Source organism: Halorubellus sp. JP-L1, from assembly GCF_011440375.1.
GTDB lineage: Archaea > Halobacteriota > Halobacteria > Halobacteriales > Natrialbaceae > Halorubellus.
Genome location: NZ_JAAOIR010000002.1, coordinates 234,525 through 252,772 on the forward strand (window position 1 = coordinate 234,525; position 18,248 = coordinate 252,772).

Genomic DNA, 18,248 nt, shown 5'->3' on the forward strand with positions numbered 1-18,248 from the left:
GGTCAGGGGAACGTCGTCCGACAGCGCTCCTCCGTCGGCGACCCCTCGACGGCGTCCACCCACGCCTCCTGTGTCGGGCCGAAGAAGACGTGGCAGGTGTCGGCGGGGATGCCGTGCCAGAGGAGCGCGTGGTGTTCGGCGGTCGAGTACGGCGCGTCGACGTCGTCGGGGTCGGCGACCGGCGGCGACTCCGTCGAGAGCGTCATCGGCTCGGCGACGACGCCGAACCCGCCGAGGAACCCGACGTTGAGGACGACGACGGCGGCGACGGCCGCGAGCACGACGCCGCGACCGGCGGGACCGACGCGGGCGGCGACGAGCGCGATGCCGACGCCGAGGAACGCGAGCGACGGGAACAGGTCCGGGGCGGCGTCCAGGTCGAACGCGACCGCGACCGCGAGGAACCACGCGCCGCAGACCGCGGCCCACCAGGCGCTGTCGCGGTCGCGGGTCGCCGCCAGCCCGAGACCGAGCGCGCCGACCGCGAACAGGCCGCGACCCCACCAGAGCATGTTCGGGACGCGAACCGCGCGGTCGAGGACGCTCCCGTCCTCGGCGGCGTACGCCGTCACGAGGACGGTCTGGTTCAGCATCGCGACGACGCCGTCGACGCCCGCGAGCAGCACGGGCGCGAGCACGAGCGCGGAGACGACCGCGCCCCCGAGGACGACGCGTCCAACCGCTCGCCGACCGCGTCCCGTCGCGAACGCGAGCACGACGACGGGGAAGACGAGCGCGACCTGCCAGTAGCCGACGCTCGCCGCCGCCGCCGCGCCCGCCAGCCCGTCGCGCTCTCGCTGCGCGAACCACACGGCGAGCAGGCCGGTCGCGAGCACGAAGTACTTCGCCTTGAACCCGAACCCCGAGCGGAGCGCGAACAGCGGGAGGACGTACAGGGACAGGCCGGCGGCGACCGCAGCAGCGGGCTCGCCCGTGACGTCGTGCGCGAGTTCGCCGACGAGGACGACGACGCACACCGCCGCCACGCACGTCGCGACGACGGTCAGGTAGTGGTAGAGCAACTGGTCGTCGCCGGCGAGTAGCGACAGCGCCGCGGTGGTCTCGAACGACAGCGGCGGCTTCACCTCGAACGTCTCCACGTACAGCGTCGTTCCGCGAGCGACCTGCCAGCCGACGTACTCGAAGATCCGCGAATCCCTGAGGTGCGGACGCCCCGGGAGCGAGAGCACGCGCCACGCCGACAGCCCCTGCGCGATCGCCGCCACGACCACGAGGACCGCGCGCCAGCGCCCCGCGAGCCAGGCGTCGACGCGCCGCTGACTCGCCGCGACAGCGTCGCGGACTCGCTCGAACGCGGGCGGGATCGCGGAACGAGCGTACGCCATCCGTCGTCTGGGTTCCCGACGGCGCCCGGCAAGTGTCTTCCCCTCGAGAACAAGCCACCACGCCAGAGCGGTGTTCGACTGCCTCTCCACTCTCGGTTCGACGGTCGCAAAACGTGGGCGAAAAACTGACTGCGGAAGCGCGCGCTGCGGCTCGCGGCCTGCGGCCGCTCGCCATCGAGGCGACTACGTCGCCTCGCTTCGCTCAGCCCTCGAACTCCTCGATGAGCGCCGGCACGACGTCGAAGAGGTCGTCGACGATACCGTAGTCCGCGATGTCGAAGATCGGCGCGTTCGGGTCCGTGTTGATCGCGACGATGTTCTCCGCGCCCTTCATCCCGGCGACGTGCTGGACCGCACCCGAGATGCCGATCGCGATGTAGAACTCCGGCGTCACGACCTTCCCGGACTGCCCGACCTGGCGGTTCTTCGGGAGCCAGCCGTTGTCCACGATCGGGCGCGAGGACGACAGCGTCGCGTCGAGCGCGTCCGCGAGGTCGCGCACGAGGTCGAGGTTCTCCTCCTCCTCGATCCCGCGACCCACGGACACCAGGACGTCCGCCTCCGTGATGTCGACGTCGCCGCCGCCGACCTCCTCGAAGCCGGTCACCGTCGACTTCACGGCGCTCTCGTCGATCGTCGCGTCGAACGACTCGACGACCGCGTCGCCGGCAGCCTCGGTCGCCGGCCACTCCGCGCTCCGGATGGAGACCGCGACCGCGTCAGCCTCGACCTCCGTCGTCGTCTCCACCTTCCCGCCGTACATCTCGCGCGTCGCCGTGAGCGTCGACCCCTCGAGCTCGACGTCGACCGCGTCGCTCACGTACGTCAGGTCGAGCGCGTTCGCGACCGCCGGCCCGTAATCCAGCCCGTTCACGCTGTTCGGCGTCAACAGGACCTGCGGGTCGACCGCGTCGTAGAGCTGTTCGACGACCTGCGCGTACACGTCGTGATTGAACTCCTCGCCGTCCTCGACCGTGTGGATCGTGTCCACGCCCTCGACGTCCAGCTCCTCCGCGTACCGGTCGACGTCCCCGGAGACGACCGCCACGTGGAGGTCGCCGCCCGTCGCGTCCGCGAGCTGACTGCCGACCGTCACCAGCTCGTAGGAGACGTCACGGAGCTCCCCGCGGCGATGCTCGGCGACCGCGAGCACGTCACTCATTGGCCGACACCTCCGTCACGAAGAACCGCCGCAAGCTCTCCCGCGGAATCCTCCGCGCTCCCCTCGAAGATCACGGCGTCGCTCTCGCTCTCGGGCTCGTACATGTCCACGATGTCGAGGTCGGAATCGGCGACCTCGGCACCGAGACCGAGATCGTCGAGCGTCATCGGCGCGATCTCCTTGCGCTGGGCCTGCCGGATCCCACGGAGGCTCGCGTACCGCGGCTCGTTGATCCCCGTCTGGATCGTCAGGACCGCCGGCAGCTCGACGTCCGTGAGCTCCTCGACGCCACCCTCGAGCTCGCGGTGCACGCTCGCGACGCCCTCGTCGACGTCCAGGTCCAGGTCGTTCACGACCGCCGCCCACTCGAACCCGACCTCGTCCGCGAGCGACACGCCCGTCGCCCCGAACCCGTCGTCGTCCGCCTGCACGCCCGAGAGCACGAGATCCGGCTGTTCCTCCTCGACGACCGCGGCGAGGATGTCCGTCTTCGCCTCCACGTCCAGGAGCTCCGCGCCCTCCAGGGAGTCGTCCCACACGCGAATCGCGCGATCCGCGCCCTTCGCGAGCGCCATCCGGATGGTCTCCTCGGACCGCTCCGGGCCGATCGTGACCGAGACGACCTCCACGTCGTCCACGGACTCGCTGATCTGAACGCCTTCCTCGATGGCGTAGTCGTCCCACTCGTTGAGGTCGTACTCGAGGTACGCCTCGTCGATAGCTGTCCCGTCGATCTGGAATTCGTCTTCGACGGCAGCTACCTCCTTGACGGTGACGAGAACCTTCATCGTCCCCACGGTTTCCCGGGAATCACGGTAATAGTTACGGAAACCCCCTTTGCTGCGAGAACCGTTGACTCGCCGTCGAAACCGACAGCCTACTCGCCGTCGCCGATACCGACCGCGCTACTCGCCGTCGCCGATACCGACCGCGCTACTCGCCGTCGCCGAACTCCGCGACGTTCTCCTCGGGGAGCGCGATCAGGTTCTCGCGACCGATGCGGAGCTTCTGTATCTCGTCGTCGTCGTGCATCCCCGAGAGCAACTGCGAGACCTTCGCGTTCGACCACCCGGTCTCCGAGACGATGTTCGCCTGCTTCATCCGGCCACCGTTGCCCTCCAGCAGTCTGAGCACGCGCTCCTCGTCCGACAGCAGCGCTTCGTCGATCCCGTCGTCGTCGCCGTCGTCTGCCGTCGCCGTGGCCGTCGCACCCGTCGTCGCGTCGTCGACCACGCCCGTGCGTTCGTCGACGCTCGCCGACCCCGTCACGTCGCCGTCGCCGCCGTTCGACGCCGCACTCGCGCCCGCCGCAGTCGCCGACCCCGCGTCGCTCGACCCGGCCGCTCCCGGCGAACTCCCGCCGTCGGACGCCTCCGGCACCACGCCGGACCCGTCGCCGTCCTCGTCCGTCTGCCAGCGCGCGAAGAAGTAACTCCCGGCGCCGACGAACACCAGCAACAGCGCGAACCCGACGCCGAGCAAGAACGGCGACAGCCCCTCCTCGTCGGGATCGGGCCCGCCGGGCGTCGTCGCGTTCGTCGGCGGATCCGTCGTCGGCGTCCCCCCGGCCGGCCGCTGCAGGACGACCGACAGGTAGCCAGGCTCGAACTCGCGGTAGCCGTCCCAGACGAGCGCTCGCTGATTCAGGCCCTTGTCCGGCGGCGTCCCGACGATGTTCAACCCCGACGGCGGTCGGATCACGAGTCGCTGCCCGTCGTACAGTCGCGGGAACCACGTCCCGTCCGGACTCCGGAACGCGTCACCGACGTACACCCTGTCGCCCTCGACCCGGCCGAAGTTCGTCCACGTGAACGAGTACGTCACCGTCCCCGTCCCGTTCTCCACGGTCGAACGCGTCCAGTTCGCGTTCCGGATCTGCATCTCCCTGCCCGACGTCGCGTTCGCCGCCGCCGCGAACTCCACGAACGTCTCCCGGCTCACGCCGACGTCTCGCTCGCCGGCGGTCACCTCGCTCGCGAACTGCTCGAACGCACGCGTCTCGTTCGTCCCGTTCACCGCGTACCGATGCGTCACGTGCCACCGGGCGTTCCCGTTCTCGCGCAACTGGATCGTCACCACCAGACCGGGGTCCGCGCGCTCGAACTGACTCACCGAACCGGTGTCGGACGCCGACCCGAATCCGTCGCTCCCGGCCGTCCCAGCGGCGACCACGGCCCCTGTAAGGACCAACAGGAGGAGGATTCCGACCAACCCGGGGCGAAACCGCATACCCGGACGTTGCACCCCCCGAGGAAAAAACGCTTTCCATCCCGATAAAACGTCAGCGGGCGTTATGAACGGTATCGCCCGGTCTCGACGCGCTCTCGGGTGCCAGCGTAACGTCGACCGGTTTTTGTATCGGCGTACGTAACGGTCTCAGTAATGAATCGGTCCGCCGCTCTCTCCGTCGTCGCCATCCTCCTCGTGGCCGGGGTCGCACCCGTTACCGCCGCTGGTGCGACGACGCCACACTCGGTCGCAGTCACCGACGACGGCACCACGCTCGACGACGCACCGACTCCCGAGGCGGATACCGGAACGACCGAGGCATCGTCTCCGGAGGACGATGCTGGAACCGCAGACAACAACACGACCCGGCGCCTGCCATTGACCGGCCCCGTAAGGGGGAACTACAGTAGCGTCGACCTGGACTTCGCCGCGTCGATAGCGTTCTCCGGGGAACGCGTCCAGAGCCAGTACCAGACGACGCTCGTCACCGTCCAGCTCGACCAAGTCCAGAGCCAGAGCGCACAGGAGGCGATCGTCGAAGCGTACCTCGACGGCGTCGAGAACGAACTCGAGTCGCTCACGACCGCCGAAACGCAGGCCGTACAACGGTACGAGAGCGGGGAGATCGACGCGTCGGCGCTCCTGGTCAGACTCGCGATGGTCGACCGACGTGCCCGCGCCGTCGAGGACTCGATGGACCGCATCCAGCGCACCGACGCACCGATCCCCCAGCGACTTCGGAGCATCCGGATGGAACTCGAGGCGTTCGAGTCCCCGATCCGCCAGCACGTCGCCCTCGCCGCCACCGGCGAACTGAAGGGCGCGGTCAACTCCCTCCACGTGACCGCGGCCGACGACGGCGTCGTCGTCGAGATGCTCGACGACCGCCGGTACCACCGGAACGCGGTCCGGTTCGACAACCGAGCGCCCGGGAGCGTCGACCAGTTCGGCGGGAACATCGACCGGTTCCGGTCGCGCGTCGCGGAACTCTACCCGTGGTCGTACCAGGGGTCGCTCCGACGGAACCCCGCCATCGACACGCACCTCTCACGGAACCTGTACCGGATCACGTACCGGCACCCGCAGGGATCGATCGCGGTCTACGTCGACGGCGGGACGACGGACGTCGCGCGAGAACACCAGTCGCTCGTCCTCGACCGACTCCCGAAGAGCTCACCGACGATCGAATCGAAGGACAACGTCTCCGTCAGGGTGACGCCGACGCTCGAAGGCGGACCGGTCGCCGTGAACGTGACGCGTCCCGGCGTCGGGAACGAGTCCGCGACGCCACTGGACGCGGTCGTTCGCGCGAACAACCACACGGCGGGTCGAACCGGCGCGGACGGCGACCTCTGGCTCATTCGGCCGGCGACGGACTACGAGATCACGGTCGAGTACGACGGGACGACGGTGAACGTCTCCGCACCATCCGCGAGCGTCTCGAATGGCGTCCAGACGGGCGTCACCGAAACTGGACCGATCCGTCACGGTGCGGTGACGTTGCCTGCGTCGCCTGCGGTCGACGCGACGGCGCGGATCGTCTCGTTCGACGACTAGACCGCGACCCAATCTGGGGACGAGACCACGCATCGATTCGGCGCCGATACCGCGAGTCGACGTGGTGAACGAGCTGGTCGCCTCACGTCTCCGCTTCGTCGTCGCTCCTGCCCGTCAAGTCCTCGATGTCGACGGTTCCGCCCATCGTCTCCGAATCGCCGAATCCGGCGGAGAGGATGCGCGTGAGTGCGTCTTCGACGTTCTCGTCCGTCTCCGTGATGTCCTCGGGGTGGACCTCGATGACGAACCCGGTCGTGATGTTCGGCGCCGTCGGGAGGAACAACACGACGCGTCCGTCGTCCGTCGACTTCCCCGTCTTGAACGCCGTCATCCGCATGCCACTCCACGGCTCGATCTTCACGGGCGTCTGTAGCGAGTCCGTTCCGCCGAGTGCGGTCTCCGCCGCCATCTTCGACGCGTTGTAGACGACGCGGAGGCCGGGGACGCGGTTCGCGACGTCGTCGATGACGCCCTCGAACAGTCCGCCGGCGGTCGTCCGCATCAGGTACCCCACTGCGAGGACGAGCACGAGGAACACCATCAGCACGAGGAACACCTGGATTGGCTGTTGGATCGCCGAGACGTACGTCTCGGGGACGTTGAACTCTTGGAGGAGTTCCGCGTCGACGAACTCCGGTGTCACCTGCGAGACGATGCCGTAGAGGTAGGCGATGACGTACGCGGAGACGAGCACGGGTAGGATGACGATGAGGCCCGAGGCGAAGTCCCGTTTCCAGGAGGACATGCCCGAGGAATGTAGGGGTGGGGTCTTGGGTGTGACGAGTCGCGACGGCGACGCGGCGCCGACCACCCGTCGGCATACGACGATTCGGTGTCGTCCGCGAGCGCTGCCGACCGAGTCGCGCGTCGCGGACGACCGAGTCAGACGCCGCCGCCGACCCGCTCTCAGATGCCGAGGACGGCGCGGGCCGCGAACAGGACGTTCTCCTTGCGCTCTCGCACTCGCCGGTAGAAGTACTGGAGCCACTTGTCGCCGTAGGGCGCGTACTGCCAGACCTCGACGCCGTCGGCGGCGAGGTCACGCTGGGCGTCCTCGCGGACGCCCATGAGCATCTGGACCTCGTAGGGCGTGCCGTGCTCGTCGTGCAGTTCCTTCGCGTACTCGATCATCGCGGGGTCGTGGCTGCCGACCGCGATGCCATCCTCGAACGCCTCGAACATGAACTCGAGGAGGTCGCGGTACGCCTCGTTCACCTTCGCCTTCTGCTTGTAGGCGACGGCCTTCGGTTCGTCGTACGCACCCTTGACGAGCCGGATCTTCCCGGGGACGTCGACGAGGCGCTCGAGGTCCTCGGGCGTCCGCTTCAGGTTCGCCTGCACGCAGAGCCCGACGCCGCCCGCGTACTTCCGCGCGAAGTCCTCGAACGCGTCGAGCGTCGCGTCCGTCGTGTGCCGGTCCTCCATGTCGACCCACACGAAGACGCCGTGCTCGTCGCCGGCCTCGACGACCCGCTCCAGGAGTTCGCGGAACGTCTCCTCGCCGACGTCCAGCCCGATCTGGGAGGGCTTCACGGACACGCACGCGCCGAGGTCGCTGTCGCCGATGTCGGCGACGAGGTCGACGTACGCGTCGGCGTCCGCTTCGGCAGGCGCGCGTTCGTCGTAGTGCTCGCCGAGGAGGTTCAGGATGACGTTGACGTCGTCGTCGTCGAGCGCTCGTGCGTGGTCGAGTGCTTCCGCGGGCGTCTCCCCGGCGACGAACCGGCTCGCTATGGGCGGAATCATACAGTAACGTCCGGTAGCCACGTATAAGTCAATTCATATGCTTCAAGGGACGGCGTGCTGAACGACCGGACATGAATCTGGTTGCGGCGGTCGTCGTGGCGTTCTGGGCGATGCTGCCGGCGTACGTCCCGAACAACGCGGCCGTCCTGTTCGGTGGTGGACGACCGATCGACGGCGGTCGGACGTGGGGTGGGCGTCGCGTGCTCGGGGACGGGAAGACGTGGCGGGGGACGGTCGCGGGGACGGCGACCGGCGTGGCGCTCGCGCTCGGGCTGTCGGCGCTGGCGCCGGCGGCGAGCGACGCGGTGGGCGTCTCCGTGCCGCGGTTCCCGCTCGCGGCGGCGGTCGCGCTGTCGTTCGGCGCGATGCTCGGGGACGTCCTGGCGTCGCTCCTCAAGCGCCGGTCCGGTCGCGAGCGCGGTGCGGCGTTCCCCGGACTCGACCAGTTGGACTTCGTGGTGGTCGCGCTCGTGCTCGCGGCGGTGGTCGCGCCGTCGTGGTTCGGCGACGTGTTCACGCTCCCGGTGCTCGCGGTGGTCGTGGTGCTCACGCCGCTCCTGCACGTCGGGACGAACGTCCTCGCCTACCAGCTTGGATTGAAGGACGAACCCTGGTAACGCGGATTTTGCTGCTGCTCTCTGGCTATGGGGCGAGCAGGCGACCCGGGTCTGCGTCCTCGTGCGGTGGGTCGCGCTCCCGTCCGGGCCGCGACGAGGCGATACCTACGCGACGTCGACCGTCGCCGCGGCATGGTACTTGAACGGTCGGCGTCGCAGCCGGGTCGATCGGCGGTCGTGCTCGCGCGTGGCCTGCCGGAGGCGACGGGATTCCAGTTCGCTTATGCCGCGTCGCGGCGGCAGTTCTCGCAATGACGAACGACGACCTCATCGAGGCGCTGGTGGCGGCGGACGCGGTGCAGTTCGGGGAGTTCGAGCTCGCCCACGGCGGGACGAGCGAGTACTACGTGGACAAGTACCTGTTCGAGACGAACCCGGAGCCGCTCGCGCTCATCGGCGAGGCGTTCGCGGCGCGACTCGAGGGAGAGACGCCGGCGGGAGTGGCACTCGGCGGCGTGCCCCTGGTGGTGGCGACGGCGCTGTCGGCGGAGGTGCCGTACGTGATCGCGCGGAAGAGCCAGAAGGAGTACGGGACGGCGAACCTCGTCGAGGGTCGTCTCGACGAGGGCGAGGAGGTCGTGGTCGTGGAGGACATCGCGACGACCGGCCAGTCCGCGGTGGACGCGGTCGAGGCGCTCCGGGACGCGGGTGCGGTCGTGAATCGCGCGCTCGTCGTCGTCGACCGACAGGAAGGGGGGACCGAGAACCTCGCGGACGTCGGCGTGGAACTTGAGGCGCTCGTGACCGCCGACGAACTGCTCGCGCACGTCGACGAGTAGGCCCTCGAAGGACGGACGAGCGACGCGTTCGATGCCGCAGCTGTCGGCTGATGGCGGTCGACGCATCCGCACGGCATCGCAACCCTTTTGCTGGCACCCCGGATACGTTGTACCACGATGGTAGGTGTCTGCTTTACACGCCGGGCTTTCGCCCGCTAACTCCCCCACTCTACCGTTCTCCGCGTTCGCAGACGCCAACCAGCTCGCAGAATCCCAGTCACAACCATGTCACAGTCAGAATCAGAGTCACAGATAACGGTCGTCCTCCCGGACGGGTCGGAGCTGTCCGTCCCCGAGGAGGCGTCCGTTGAAGACGTCGCGTACGAGATCGGGCCGGGCCTCGGCCGAGACACGGTCGCCGGGAAGATAGACGGCGACCTGGTCGCGAAGGAGGAACCCGTGTACGACGGCGCGGAGATCGAGATCGTCACGGACGGCAGCGACGAGTACCGGCGGGTGCTCCGGCACTCGGCGGCGCACGTCCTCGCGCAAGCGGTCCTGCGCGAGCACCCGGACGCGAAGCTCGCGATCGGGCCGCCGACCGAGGAGGGCTTCTACTACGACTTCGACGACCTCGACGTCGACGAGGGCGACCTGCCGGCGATCGTCGAGGAGATGGAGGCGATCGTCGAGTCGGACTACGAGATCGAGCGGGAGGTCGTCTCCGTCGAGGAGGCCGAGGACCGTCTCGCGGACCAACCGTACAAGCTAGAGCTGCTCGAGGAGCTCGCCACGGCGGACGAGACGGTGACGTTCTACTCGCAGGGCGAGTTCGAGGACCTCTGTGCGGGCCCGCACGTCGAGTCGACGGGCGCGATCGAGGCGTTCGACCTCCGCGAGATCGCCGCGGCGTACTGGCGCGGCGACGAGGACAACGAGATGCTGACGCGCGTGTACGGGACGGCGTTCGAGAAGGAGAGTCAGCTCGAGGACTTCCTGGACCGCAAGCGCGAGGCCGAGCGTCGCGATCACCGGAAGATCGGCCAGCAGATGAACCTGTTCTCCATCCAGGACGTGACGGGGCCCGGGCTGCCGCTGTATCATCCGCCGGGGAAGACGGTGCTCCGGGAGCTCTCGGCGTTCATAGAGGCCCTGAACCTGGACGCGGGCTACGAGTACGTGGAGACGCCGCACGTGTTCAAGACGGACCTCTGGAAGCGCTCCGGGCACTACGACAACTACGAGGACGACATGTTCCTCTTCGACGTCGGCGACGACGAGTACGGCCTGAAGCCGATGAACTGCCCGGGTCACGCGGCGATCTTCCAGGATCACTCGTGGAGTTACCGCGAGCTTCCCGTTCGGTACGCGGAGGACGGGAAGGTGTACCGGAAGGAGCAGCGCGGCGAGCTCTCGGGGCTCTCGCGCGTGTGGTCGTTCACGATCGACGACGGCCACCTGTTCGTGCGACCGGACCAGATCGAGCAGGAGGTCGAGCAGATCATGGACGCGATCGACGTGGTGCTGGAGACGTTCGAACTCGACTACGAGGTTGCGTTGGCGACGCGCCCGGAGAAGTCGATGGGGAGCGACGAGATCTGGGAGCGCGCGGAGTCGATCCTCGAGCGCGTCCTCGACTCGCACGGGGAGGAGTACGTCGTCGAGGAGGGCGACGGGGCGTTCTACGGGCCGAAGATCGACTTCGCGTTCGAAGACGCTTTGGGGCGGAAGTGGGACGGGCCGACGGTCCAGTTGGACTTCAACATGCCCGAGCGCTTCGACCTGAGCTACGTCGGCGAGGACAACGAGCAGCATCGGCCGGTCGTCATCCATCGCGGCATCTACGGGAGCTACGAGCGGTTCTTCATGGTGCTCATCGAGCACTTCGAGGGGAAGTTCCCGTTCTGGCTGGCGCCCGAGCAGGTGCGCGTGCTCCCGATCAGCGACGACAACCTCGACTACGCGTACGAGGTCGCCGAGGAGTTCGACGAGTTCCGCGTGGAGGTGTCGACGCGGGACGCGACGCTCGAACGGAAGATCCGGCAGGCCCACGACGATCGCGTGCCGTACCAGATCATCGTCGGCGACGACGAGGAGGCCGACGGCAACGTCGCGGTGCGCGACCGGAAGGAACGCCAGGAGTTCGACGTCGACCGCGAGGCGTTCCTCGAGCACTTGCAGGCGGAGAACGCCGAGAAGCGACTGAACCCGGACTTCCTCGCGGACTGAAACGAGTCCCCGCGAGCTGACGGATCCGGCGCGCTTCGATTCGCGAGTGGCGTCGTGCGGTTCTTTTGACGGGTGGTTCCGGGAGCGGCCAGCGGTGGGGCTGTCGCGTGTGTCCAAAGCCTTTGGTCGGGTGGGTCGGTAGTGGGTGGTGATGGAGCGTCGTGGGGTGGTCGTCGGCGTGCTCGCGGTGGTGGCGGTCGCGCTCGCGGCGGGTGCGGTGGCGCCGGCGTCGCCGCAGGCGCCGTCGGCGGCGGGTGGTGGCGCGTCGATCGGGAGTCCTGGAGCGACTGGGGTCGCGCTCGGTGGCGTGCTGTGGCTGGTGGCGCTCGCGGCGCTGATCGCGGGGGGCGTCGCGCTGGCGGTCGCGCGATTGCGAGACGGTGGGGATGGGGGCGAGCGGGTGCGGCGGCGGTTCGTCGCGCTCGTCCTCGGCGTGGCGACGCTGGTCGCGGGCGTCCTCCTCGTCGCGGTCCGCGCGTTCGGCGACGGCGAGGGACCGCGCCGCCAGGAGAACTTGGGTGCGCCGCTCGTGCAGGGCACGCCCGAGGCGTCGACGGCGACCGGTGGACCGGGGCCGGGCGTCGTGCTCGCGGTCCTCCTCGCACTCGCCCTCGCCGCCGTGGCCGTAGTCGCGTATCGTCGAGTCCGCAGCGACGACGCGACCGAGTCGGCGTCGACGGACGAGGCGGCAGCGGCGGTCTCGACGACCGATAGTGAGGCCGACGCGGCGGCGCTGGGGTCGGCGGCGGGCCGGGCGGCGTCGCACCTCGATGGCTCGGGGTCGCCGCCGGAGAACGAGGTAGTGCGGGCGTGGTTCGAACTCGCGTCGGTCCTGCCGGTCGCGCGGCCGGCGTCGTCGACGCCCCGGGAGTTCGCGGCGGCCGCGACGGCCGCTGGCGTCGACGCCGAGGACGTCGCCGAACTCGCGGCGCTGTTCGAGGCGGTCCGGTACGGCGACCGGGACGCCGACGGCGAGCGAGCGCGGCGCGCGGTCGCGGCGCTGGAACGAATCGAGACCGCGCACGGCGACGGGAGCGACCGCAGTAGTGCTGGCGAGACCGACGAAGCCGCGGGTGAGTCGCCGTGAGGCGGTGGCTGGTGGGGGTCGGCGTCGGTGCGCTCGCGATCGCGGCCGCGGTCGCGGCGGACGCGGTCGCGGCGTCGTGGGCGGGCGTGCTCGCGCCGCTGTCGGCGGCGGTGGCGGTCGTCGCGGCGGCGTGGGTGGCGTACGGCGACGCCGGCGGCCACCTCGGGCCGCTGCCGGCGGTGGAGTCGTCGGTCGCGAGCGACCCGCCGGGCGCGCGGTTGAACGTCGCGCTCGGGTCGCTCGTCGGCCGCGAGCACGTGCAGTTGACGCCGCGCGGGATTCGCGACGCGCTGCGGCGGGCGGCGACGGCAGTCGTCGCGGTCCGCGATGGCGTGCCCGCCGAAGCGGCGCGAGCGCGCGTCGACGACGGGTCGTGGACGACCGACGGCGTCGCCGCGCGCTTCCTCGCGGACGAGTGGACGCTTCCCGGCGACTCGCTCCGGAAGCGGGTCGGGCGCGGGCTCGGCGTCGGCGACGACCGGCCGGTCGTGGTCGCGGCCCGGCACGCGGCGGACGCGGTCGCGGCGCGCGCCGGCCTCCACGACGACGGCCCGGCTGGTTCCGAAGGCGTCGGTGGTGGCGCGGTCGACGGCGGCGACGCACCGGCGGGGTCGTGGTTCCCGCCGTCGCCGGGCGCCGGTTCCTCCCCGCACACCGTCTCGCTCCCCGAGTCCGTGAACGGCGGGACTTCCGTGGATGGCGAGAGCGACGACGAGACGCGGACGAGGCGGCGGGAGCGCGCTCGCACCGGCCGGTTCCGGGGGGCGAGCGCGTTCGCGCTCGTCGCGCTCGGGGTCGGGACGTTCGCGGGGTCGCCGGCGGCCGCATTCGCCGGCGCGGTCGCGGTCGGGTACGTCGCGTGGGGGCGGGCGACGTCGGTGCCGGCGGTGTCGCTCGCGGTCGACCGCGAGTTCTCGACGACGCTGCCCGAGCCCGGCGAGTCGGTGACGGTGTCGGTCCGCGTCGAGAACGTCGGCGACGCGACGCTCCCGGAGTGTCGGCTGGTCGACGGCGTGCCCGCGGCGCTGTCGGTCGTCGACGGTCGCGCTCGCGCGCACTGCTCGCTCGCGCCGGACGAGACGGTCGCGTTCGAGTACGACGTCGTCGCACGCCGCGGCGTCCACGCGTACGAGGCGGTACTCGCGGTCGTCCGGGACCGCGCGGGCGCGGTCGAGGAACGGCACGTCGTCCCGGCTCCCGGCCAACTCGCGTGCGTGCCGGCGCTGGCGAGGTCGACCCGATCCGTGCCGCTACGCGAGCACACGACGCAGTACGCGGGCGACGTGACGACGAACGGGGGCGGTGCCGGCCAGGAGTTCTTCCAGACGCGCGAGTACCGCCGCGGCGACCCGCTCGCTCGCGTCGACTGGAACCGGTTCGCGCGAACGGGCGATCTGGCGACGATGGAGTTCCGCGAGGAGCGCGCGGCGTCGATCGTGCTCGTCGTCGACGGCCGGGCCGCGGGCTACGTCGCCCCGGACCCCGAGGGTCCGCACGCGCTCGACCGCGCGGTCGACGCCGCCGGCGTGCTCTACGACTCGCTGGTCGCGGACGGGAACCCCGTCGGAGTGGCGGCGGTGTCGACGAGCGAGTGCTGGCTCGCGCCGGGATCGAGCCGCGAGCACCGCGAGCGCGTCCGGGAACTCCTCGGGACGCATCCGGCGTTGTCGCCGGTGCCCGCGGCCCGGAACCTCCGCGTGAACCGGTCGGTCGATCGGCTCCGGCGACGCATCCCCGACGGCGCGCAGGTGTTCTTCCTGACGCCGCTGTGCGACGACCGCGCGGCCCGTATCGCGCGCCGGTTCGAGGCCGGCGGGCGCGCGGTCACGGTCGTGAGCCCCGACCCGACGCTCGCGGAGACGCCGAGTCACCGGCTGGCGCGCGTCGGCCGCCGCCTGCGCGTGACGGGCCTGCGCGGGGCCGGCGTCCGGGTCGTGGACTGGTCCTGGGACGAACCGCTCGGCGCCGCGCTCTCGCGGACGACGGTCCGAGGTGAGGAGCGATGAGCGGCCAGCGACGCTCGACCGGCGCCAGCGACGGGACGGATAGGTGCGGGCTCTCGGCGACCGACCCGGCGTTCGCGCTGGGCGTGCTCGCGGCGGTGGTGTCGTTCGCGGCGGTGGCCGCGTACTCGTGGGTCGGGTTCGCGGCCGCGGCGGTCGGTGCGGTCGTGCTCGCCGCCGGCGGCTACCTGGGCTCGCTGCCGGCGGTGCGTGCAGGGAGCGTCGGACTCGCCGCGGCGTCGGTGCTCGGCGGACTCGGCGGTGCGCCGCCGCTCGCGGTCGGCCTCGGTGCGTGGAGCGCGCTCGTCGCCTGGGATGCCACGACGTACGCGCTCGCCCTCGTCGACCACGTCGGCGACGCCACCGACCGCGCGACGGTGCTCGCGCACGTCCGGGACGCGACGCTCGTCGGCGCCGGCGCCGTCGCCCTCGCTGGCGGCGCGTTCCTCGTCGGCGCGACCGGGACGGGAGCGCTCGCCGGCGTCGCGGCCGTCGCGGCCGTCGCGCTCGCGCTCGCACTCGCGCTCGACTGACGCGACCGTTTCCGTCGCACTCCTCTTCGACCGGCCAACTCGGTACCTGCACGCACGTGTCCAGCCACTCCCCTCGACGATTCGATGTATTCATAGTTGTGCAACCACGCATACCTGGCATGAATCGAGCAGAGAAGGCCGCACTCCAGTTGCGTGCCGTCTCCGTCCTCCGGATGCTCAAGGAGACGCGCACGTACGACGAACTCGCCGCCCTCACCGACCTCCCCGCCGGCGACCTGAACCGGTACGTGAACGGGCACGTCCTCCCGAGTGCCGACCGCGCCCGCGAGGTCGTCGAGGGCGTCGGCCGCGACGAACTCGCCGCCGAACTCGAGGAACGCGTTCGCGTCGACCACGAGGGCTACGTCGACAACTCCGCCGCCGTCTTCGACCAGTCCTTCCTCGACCTCGCCGCGCCCGTCGCCGCGGACGCGTTCGACTTCGAAGCCCCCGACGTCGTCCTCACGGCCGCCACGGACGGCATCACGCTCGCCGCCGCAATGGCGAGCTACTTCGGCGCTCGTTGCGCGTACGCGAAGAAGACGAAAGAGACCGCCGTCGAGGAGTTCGTCGAGGCCCGCCAGCGCCTCCAATCCGGCATCGAACTCACGTATTACCTCCCCGAGCGCGCGCTCGAGTCCGGCGACGCCGTCCTCGTCGTCGACGACCTCATCCGATCGGGCGAGACCCAGGAACTCCTGCTCGACATCGCGCACACCGCCGGCGCGGACGTCGTCGGCGTGTTCGCGCTCATCGCCGTCGGCGACGACGGCGTCGACCGCGCCCGCGAGCACACCGACGCGCCCGTCGGCGCACTCACGCAGTTCTGAGCGCGAGCGCGGTCGGAAAAGCGACCGCACTCGCCCGCGGTTGCAGACGTTCGGACGCGACCGCACTCGCCAGCGGTGGCGTCGGCCGTTCCAGTCCTATATCTCGACGGCGACCAGTTCGTCCCGCGTCTCCCGGATGACGGCGGCGACCGTCGACAGGTCGGCGTCGACGTGCTCGGTCAGGGACTCCGTCGCCGTCAACAGCCACTCGGCGCGCTCGAGCGACCGCCGGACGTCGCCGGGTTCGACGCCGTACTGTTCGCTGATCCCCTCCACGTCCATGCCGTCGGCGACGTCCTCCAGCATGAGCGCGGTCTTCAGCGCGTCCAGCCACGCCTGGTAGTCGCCGTCGAAGTCCATCACGTCCCGCGCCAGTTCCTCCCGTCGAGCCATCGCGGCGTCGCTCACCTGCCCGGCCTCGTCGTCGCGGACGTACACCGTCGGCATGTCCCGCGTGTCACAGACGAGTTCGAGCACCGTGAGCGCCGTCACGTGCTCCAGCCCCGCCGCACGTTCGAGCGCCTCGACGACGCTCGCGCCCGTCACCGGGTCGACGTAGACCCGCGACACCAGATCGCCTAGCGGCGTCGCACGGACCGTCCCGTTCTCGCGCTCGAGCATCCCGACCGCGTCCAAGTACGTGAGCACCTCGTCGACGACGTCGTCGATAGTTCCCTCGGCACTCTCCGCGTCCGTCGCCTCGGCAGTCGCCTCCGCCGCATCCCCTGCAGTCGCCTCCGCCGCATCCCCTGCAGTCGCCTCCGCCGCATCCCCTGCAGTCGCCTCCGCGCGCCGCTGGTGCGCGTAGAACGTCTCGTCGAGCAGTTCGAGGATGGCCTCGCGCGAGTCCGCGAACCCCGACGCGACGCTCGCGAGGACGTGCGTCCGGAGCGCGCGCTGACTCCGGAGCTTCGAGCGCACGGGCTCTGGCTCCGCGTCGACGTAGCGCTCGCGGACGTCGTCGACCTCGTTCGCGTCCGCGACCACGACCGCTTCGCCGTACGGGTCGAGGTGCGGGCGGCCCGCGCGCCCGAACATCTGGTGGACCTCGAGCACCGAGAGGGGCTCCATTTCCGAGCCGTTCCAGCGCTCGTGGTCGCGTACGACCACGCGTCGCGCCGGGACGTTCACGCCCGCGGCGAGCGTCGGCGTCGCCACGATCACCTTCAGGTCGCGGTCGCGGAACGCCCGCTCGACGACCTGGCGTTGCTCGCTCGCCAGTCCCGCGTGATGGAACGCGACGCCGTGCGCGACGCAGCGCGCGAGCGCCACGCCCGTCGCCGTGCGCGCCCCCGCCTGGACCTCCTCGGCGACGTCCGCGGGCGTCGCGTAGAACTCGTCGATCAGCGTGCTCGCGAGGTCCTGTGCGCCCCGCCGCGAGTTCACGAACACCAGGCACTGGCCGTCCTCTCCCTCGACGACGTCCGTCGCGAGCGCGCGCGCCGCCCCCTCGTCGCCGGCCGGCACCCGCCGGACCTCGCCGTCGGAGAACCGCATCGCGTCGTCGGCGTACACGCCCGTCTTCAGGTCGACGGGCCGCCAGTCGGACTCGACGAGCGCGGCGTCGAGCCAATCCGCGATCGCGCCGGCGTTCCCGACGGTCGCCGACAGCCCGACGAGCTGGACCTCGGGCGTCAACCGACGGAGTTTCGCGATCGTGACCTCGAGCGTCGGCCCCCTGCCTTCGGCGTCGAGCAAGTGAATCTCGTCGACGACCACGCACGACAGCGTCTCCACCCAGCCCGCGCCGTTCCGGATCGCGGAGTCGACCTTTTCGCTGGTCGCCACCACGACGTCGTGCTCGGCGAGGTCCTCGTCGGTCGCGTCGAAGTCCCCGGTCGCCATCCCGACGCTCACGCCGGGGAGCGCGTCGAACTCGTCGAACTTCTCGGTCGCGAGCGCTCGCAACGGCACGACGTACAGCGCGGGGCCGTCGCTCGTCAGCATCGCGAGCTCTGCGATGAAGGTCTTGCCGCTCGCGGTCGGGATGGCGGCGACGACGCGCTCGCCCTCGCAGACGCCCGCGTCGACGGCCGCCGCCTGCGTCGGGTACAGTTCCTCGACGCCCTGCTCCTGGAAGTGCGCGACGAACTCGTCGTCGAGCGGGAGGTCCGCGACGTCCATCTACCACCGGCTTGGTCGCCTTCACGTATAAACGATGACCCGGGGGCGCGGTTCGGGAACGCGACT

At 70.5% G+C, this 18,248-nt stretch carries 15 protein-coding genes; 8 read left to right on the forward strand and 7 right to left on the reverse strand.

Annotated elements, in window-relative coordinates; genetic code table 11:
- Window positions 1-2 precede the first annotated feature (2 nt).
- The 4 genes from G9C85_RS09680 to G9C85_RS18885 form a co-directional block, all read right to left on the reverse strand.
- Window positions 3-1,346 carry a DolP-mannose mannosyltransferase gene (locus G9C85_RS09680; protein WP_166039398.1) on the reverse strand — a complete coding sequence of 448 codons (1,344 nt, stop codon included), beginning with the start codon at window positions 1,344-1,346 and terminating at the stop codon, window positions 3-5.
- 202 nt (window positions 1,347-1,548) lie between these two features.
- Window positions 1,549-2,508 carry an electron transfer flavoprotein subunit alpha/FixB family protein gene (locus G9C85_RS09685; RefSeq protein WP_166039400.1) on the reverse strand — a complete coding sequence of 320 codons (960 nt, stop codon included), beginning with the start codon at window positions 2,506-2,508 and terminating at the stop codon, window positions 1,549-1,551.
- Entirely contained in the window at window positions 2,505-3,296 is a 792-nt protein-coding gene (locus tag G9C85_RS09690) for an electron transfer flavoprotein subunit beta/FixA family protein (RefSeq protein WP_166039402.1), read from the reverse strand. The genes G9C85_RS09685 and G9C85_RS09690 overlap by 4 nt, the downstream gene beginning before the upstream one ends.
- Window positions 3,297-3,441: 145 nt before the next feature.
- Complete coding sequence (locus tag G9C85_RS18885; RefSeq protein WP_240148856.1) at window positions 3,442-4,737, reverse strand: hypothetical protein; 1,296 nt, start codon at window positions 4,735-4,737, stop codon at window positions 3,442-3,444.
- 153 nt (window positions 4,738-4,890) lie between these two features.
- Here G9C85_RS18885 and G9C85_RS09700 point away from each other — a divergent pair, with 153 nt between their 5' ends.
- Window positions 4,891-6,294 (forward strand): hypothetical protein, encoded by a 1,404-nt coding sequence (locus tag G9C85_RS09700; RefSeq protein ID WP_166039404.1) that lies wholly within the window; start codon window positions 4,891-4,893, stop codon window positions 6,292-6,294.
- Window positions 6,295-6,376: 82 nt separating this feature from the next.
- Here the strand turns inward: G9C85_RS09700 and G9C85_RS09705 are convergent, their stop codons facing one another.
- Together G9C85_RS09705 and G9C85_RS09710 are read right to left on the reverse strand one after the other, a co-directional pair.
- Window positions 6,377-7,039: a DUF502 domain-containing protein gene (locus G9C85_RS09705; protein WP_166039406.1), complete on the reverse strand. Its 663-nt coding sequence runs from the start codon at window positions 7,037-7,039 to the stop codon at window positions 6,377-6,379.
- Between the two features lie 161 nt (window positions 7,040-7,200).
- Entirely contained in the window at window positions 7,201-8,040 is an 840-nt protein-coding gene (locus G9C85_RS09710; protein ID WP_166039408.1) for a proline dehydrogenase family protein, read from the reverse strand.
- Window positions 8,041-8,111: 71 nt separating this feature from the next.
- Between G9C85_RS09710 and G9C85_RS09715 the strand changes: the two genes are divergently transcribed.
- The 7 genes from G9C85_RS09715 to G9C85_RS09745 all read left to right on the forward strand — a co-directional run bounded on the left by G9C85_RS09715 (window position 8,112) and on the right by G9C85_RS09745 (window position 16,058).
- Complete coding sequence (locus tag G9C85_RS09715; RefSeq protein ID WP_166039410.1) at window positions 8,112-8,657, forward strand: CDP-2,3-bis-(O-geranylgeranyl)-sn-glycerol synthase; 546 nt, start codon at window positions 8,112-8,114, stop codon at window positions 8,655-8,657.
- A gap of 251 nt (window positions 8,658-8,908) precedes the next feature.
- Window positions 8,909-9,436, forward strand: a complete 528-nt coding sequence (gene pyrE / locus G9C85_RS09720; protein ID WP_166039412.1) for an orotate phosphoribosyltransferase — start codon at window positions 8,909-8,911, stop codon at window positions 9,434-9,436.
- Window positions 9,437-9,661: 225 nt separating this feature from the next.
- Window positions 9,662-11,605 carry a threonine--tRNA ligase gene (gene thrS / locus G9C85_RS09725; RefSeq protein WP_166039414.1) on the forward strand — a complete coding sequence of 648 codons (1,944 nt, stop codon included), beginning with the start codon at window positions 9,662-9,664 and terminating at the stop codon, window positions 11,603-11,605.
- A 151-nt stretch (window positions 11,606-11,756) separates the two neighbouring features.
- Window positions 11,757-12,692, forward strand: a complete 936-nt coding sequence (locus G9C85_RS09730) for a DUF4129 domain-containing protein (protein WP_166039416.1) — start codon at window positions 11,757-11,759, stop codon at window positions 12,690-12,692.
- Window positions 12,693-12,703: 11 nt separating this feature from the next.
- Window positions 12,704-14,698, forward strand: a complete 1,995-nt coding sequence (locus G9C85_RS09735) for a DUF58 domain-containing protein (RefSeq protein ID WP_369680791.1) — start codon at window positions 12,704-12,706, stop codon at window positions 14,696-14,698.
- Window positions 14,695-15,228 carry a hypothetical protein gene (locus tag G9C85_RS09740; RefSeq protein WP_166039418.1) on the forward strand — a complete coding sequence of 178 codons (534 nt, stop codon included), beginning with the start codon at window positions 14,695-14,697 and terminating at the stop codon, window positions 15,226-15,228. The genes G9C85_RS09735 and G9C85_RS09740 overlap by 4 nt, the downstream gene beginning before the upstream one ends.
- 119 nt (window positions 15,229-15,347) lie before the next feature.
- Window positions 15,348-16,058, forward strand: coding sequence for a phosphoribosyltransferase family protein (locus tag G9C85_RS09745; protein WP_166039419.1), 711 nt, complete (start codon window positions 15,348-15,350; stop codon window positions 16,056-16,058).
- 96 nt (window positions 16,059-16,154) lie between these two features.
- On the opposite strand, the gene G9C85_RS09750 is transcribed toward G9C85_RS09745, so the two are convergent.
- Window positions 16,155-18,182, reverse strand: a complete 2,028-nt coding sequence (locus G9C85_RS09750) for a DEAD/DEAH box helicase (RefSeq protein WP_166039421.1) — start codon at window positions 18,180-18,182, stop codon at window positions 16,155-16,157.
- Between the last annotated feature and the right edge of the window lie 66 nt (window positions 18,183-18,248).

What these genes read in the sequence shown, in the direction of transcription:
- G9C85_RS09740 (WP_166039418.1), top strand. Translation starts at nt 14,695, where the DNA reads ATGAGCGGCCAGCGACGCTCGACCGGCGCCAGCGACGGGACGGATAGG.
- G9C85_RS09730 (WP_166039416.1), top strand. Translation starts at nt 11,757, where the DNA reads ATGGAGCGTCGTGGGGTGGTCGTCGGCGTGCTCGCGGTGGTGGCGGTC.
- G9C85_RS09710 (WP_166039408.1), bottom strand. Translation starts at nt 8,040, where the DNA reads ATGATTCCGCCCATAGCGAGCCGGTTCGTCGCCGGGGAGACGCCCGCG.
- G9C85_RS09680 (WP_166039398.1), bottom strand. Translation starts at nt 1,346, where the DNA reads ATGGCGTACGCTCGTTCCGCGATCCCGCCCGCGTTCGAGCGAGTCCGC.
- G9C85_RS09745 (WP_166039419.1), top strand. Translation starts at nt 15,348, where the DNA reads ATGAATCGAGCAGAGAAGGCCGCACTCCAGTTGCGTGCCGTCTCCGTC.
- G9C85_RS09685 (WP_166039400.1), bottom strand. Translation starts at nt 2,508, where the DNA reads ATGAGTGACGTGCTCGCGGTCGCCGAGCATCGCCGCGGGGAGCTCCGT.
- G9C85_RS09690 (WP_166039402.1), bottom strand. Translation starts at nt 3,296, where the DNA reads ATGAAGGTTCTCGTCACCGTCAAGGAGGTAGCTGCCGTCGAAGACGAA.
- pyrE (WP_166039412.1), top strand. Translation starts at nt 8,909, where the DNA reads ATGACGAACGACGACCTCATCGAGGCGCTGGTGGCGGCGGACGCGGTG.
- G9C85_RS18885 (WP_240148856.1), bottom strand. Translation starts at nt 4,737, where the DNA reads ATGCGGTTTCGCCCCGGGTTGGTCGGAATCCTCCTCCTGTTGGTCCTT.
- G9C85_RS09705 (WP_166039406.1), bottom strand. Translation starts at nt 7,039, where the DNA reads ATGTCCTCCTGGAAACGGGACTTCGCCTCGGGCCTCATCGTCATCCTA.
- G9C85_RS09750 (WP_166039421.1), bottom strand. Translation starts at nt 18,182, where the DNA reads ATGGACGTCGCGGACCTCCCGCTCGACGACGAGTTCGTCGCGCACTTC.
- thrS (WP_166039414.1), top strand. Translation starts at nt 9,662, where the DNA reads ATGTCACAGTCAGAATCAGAGTCACAGATAACGGTCGTCCTCCCGGAC.
- G9C85_RS09715 (WP_166039410.1), top strand. Translation starts at nt 8,112, where the DNA reads ATGAATCTGGTTGCGGCGGTCGTCGTGGCGTTCTGGGCGATGCTGCCG.
- G9C85_RS09700 (WP_166039404.1), top strand. Translation starts at nt 4,891, where the DNA reads ATGAATCGGTCCGCCGCTCTCTCCGTCGTCGCCATCCTCCTCGTGGCC.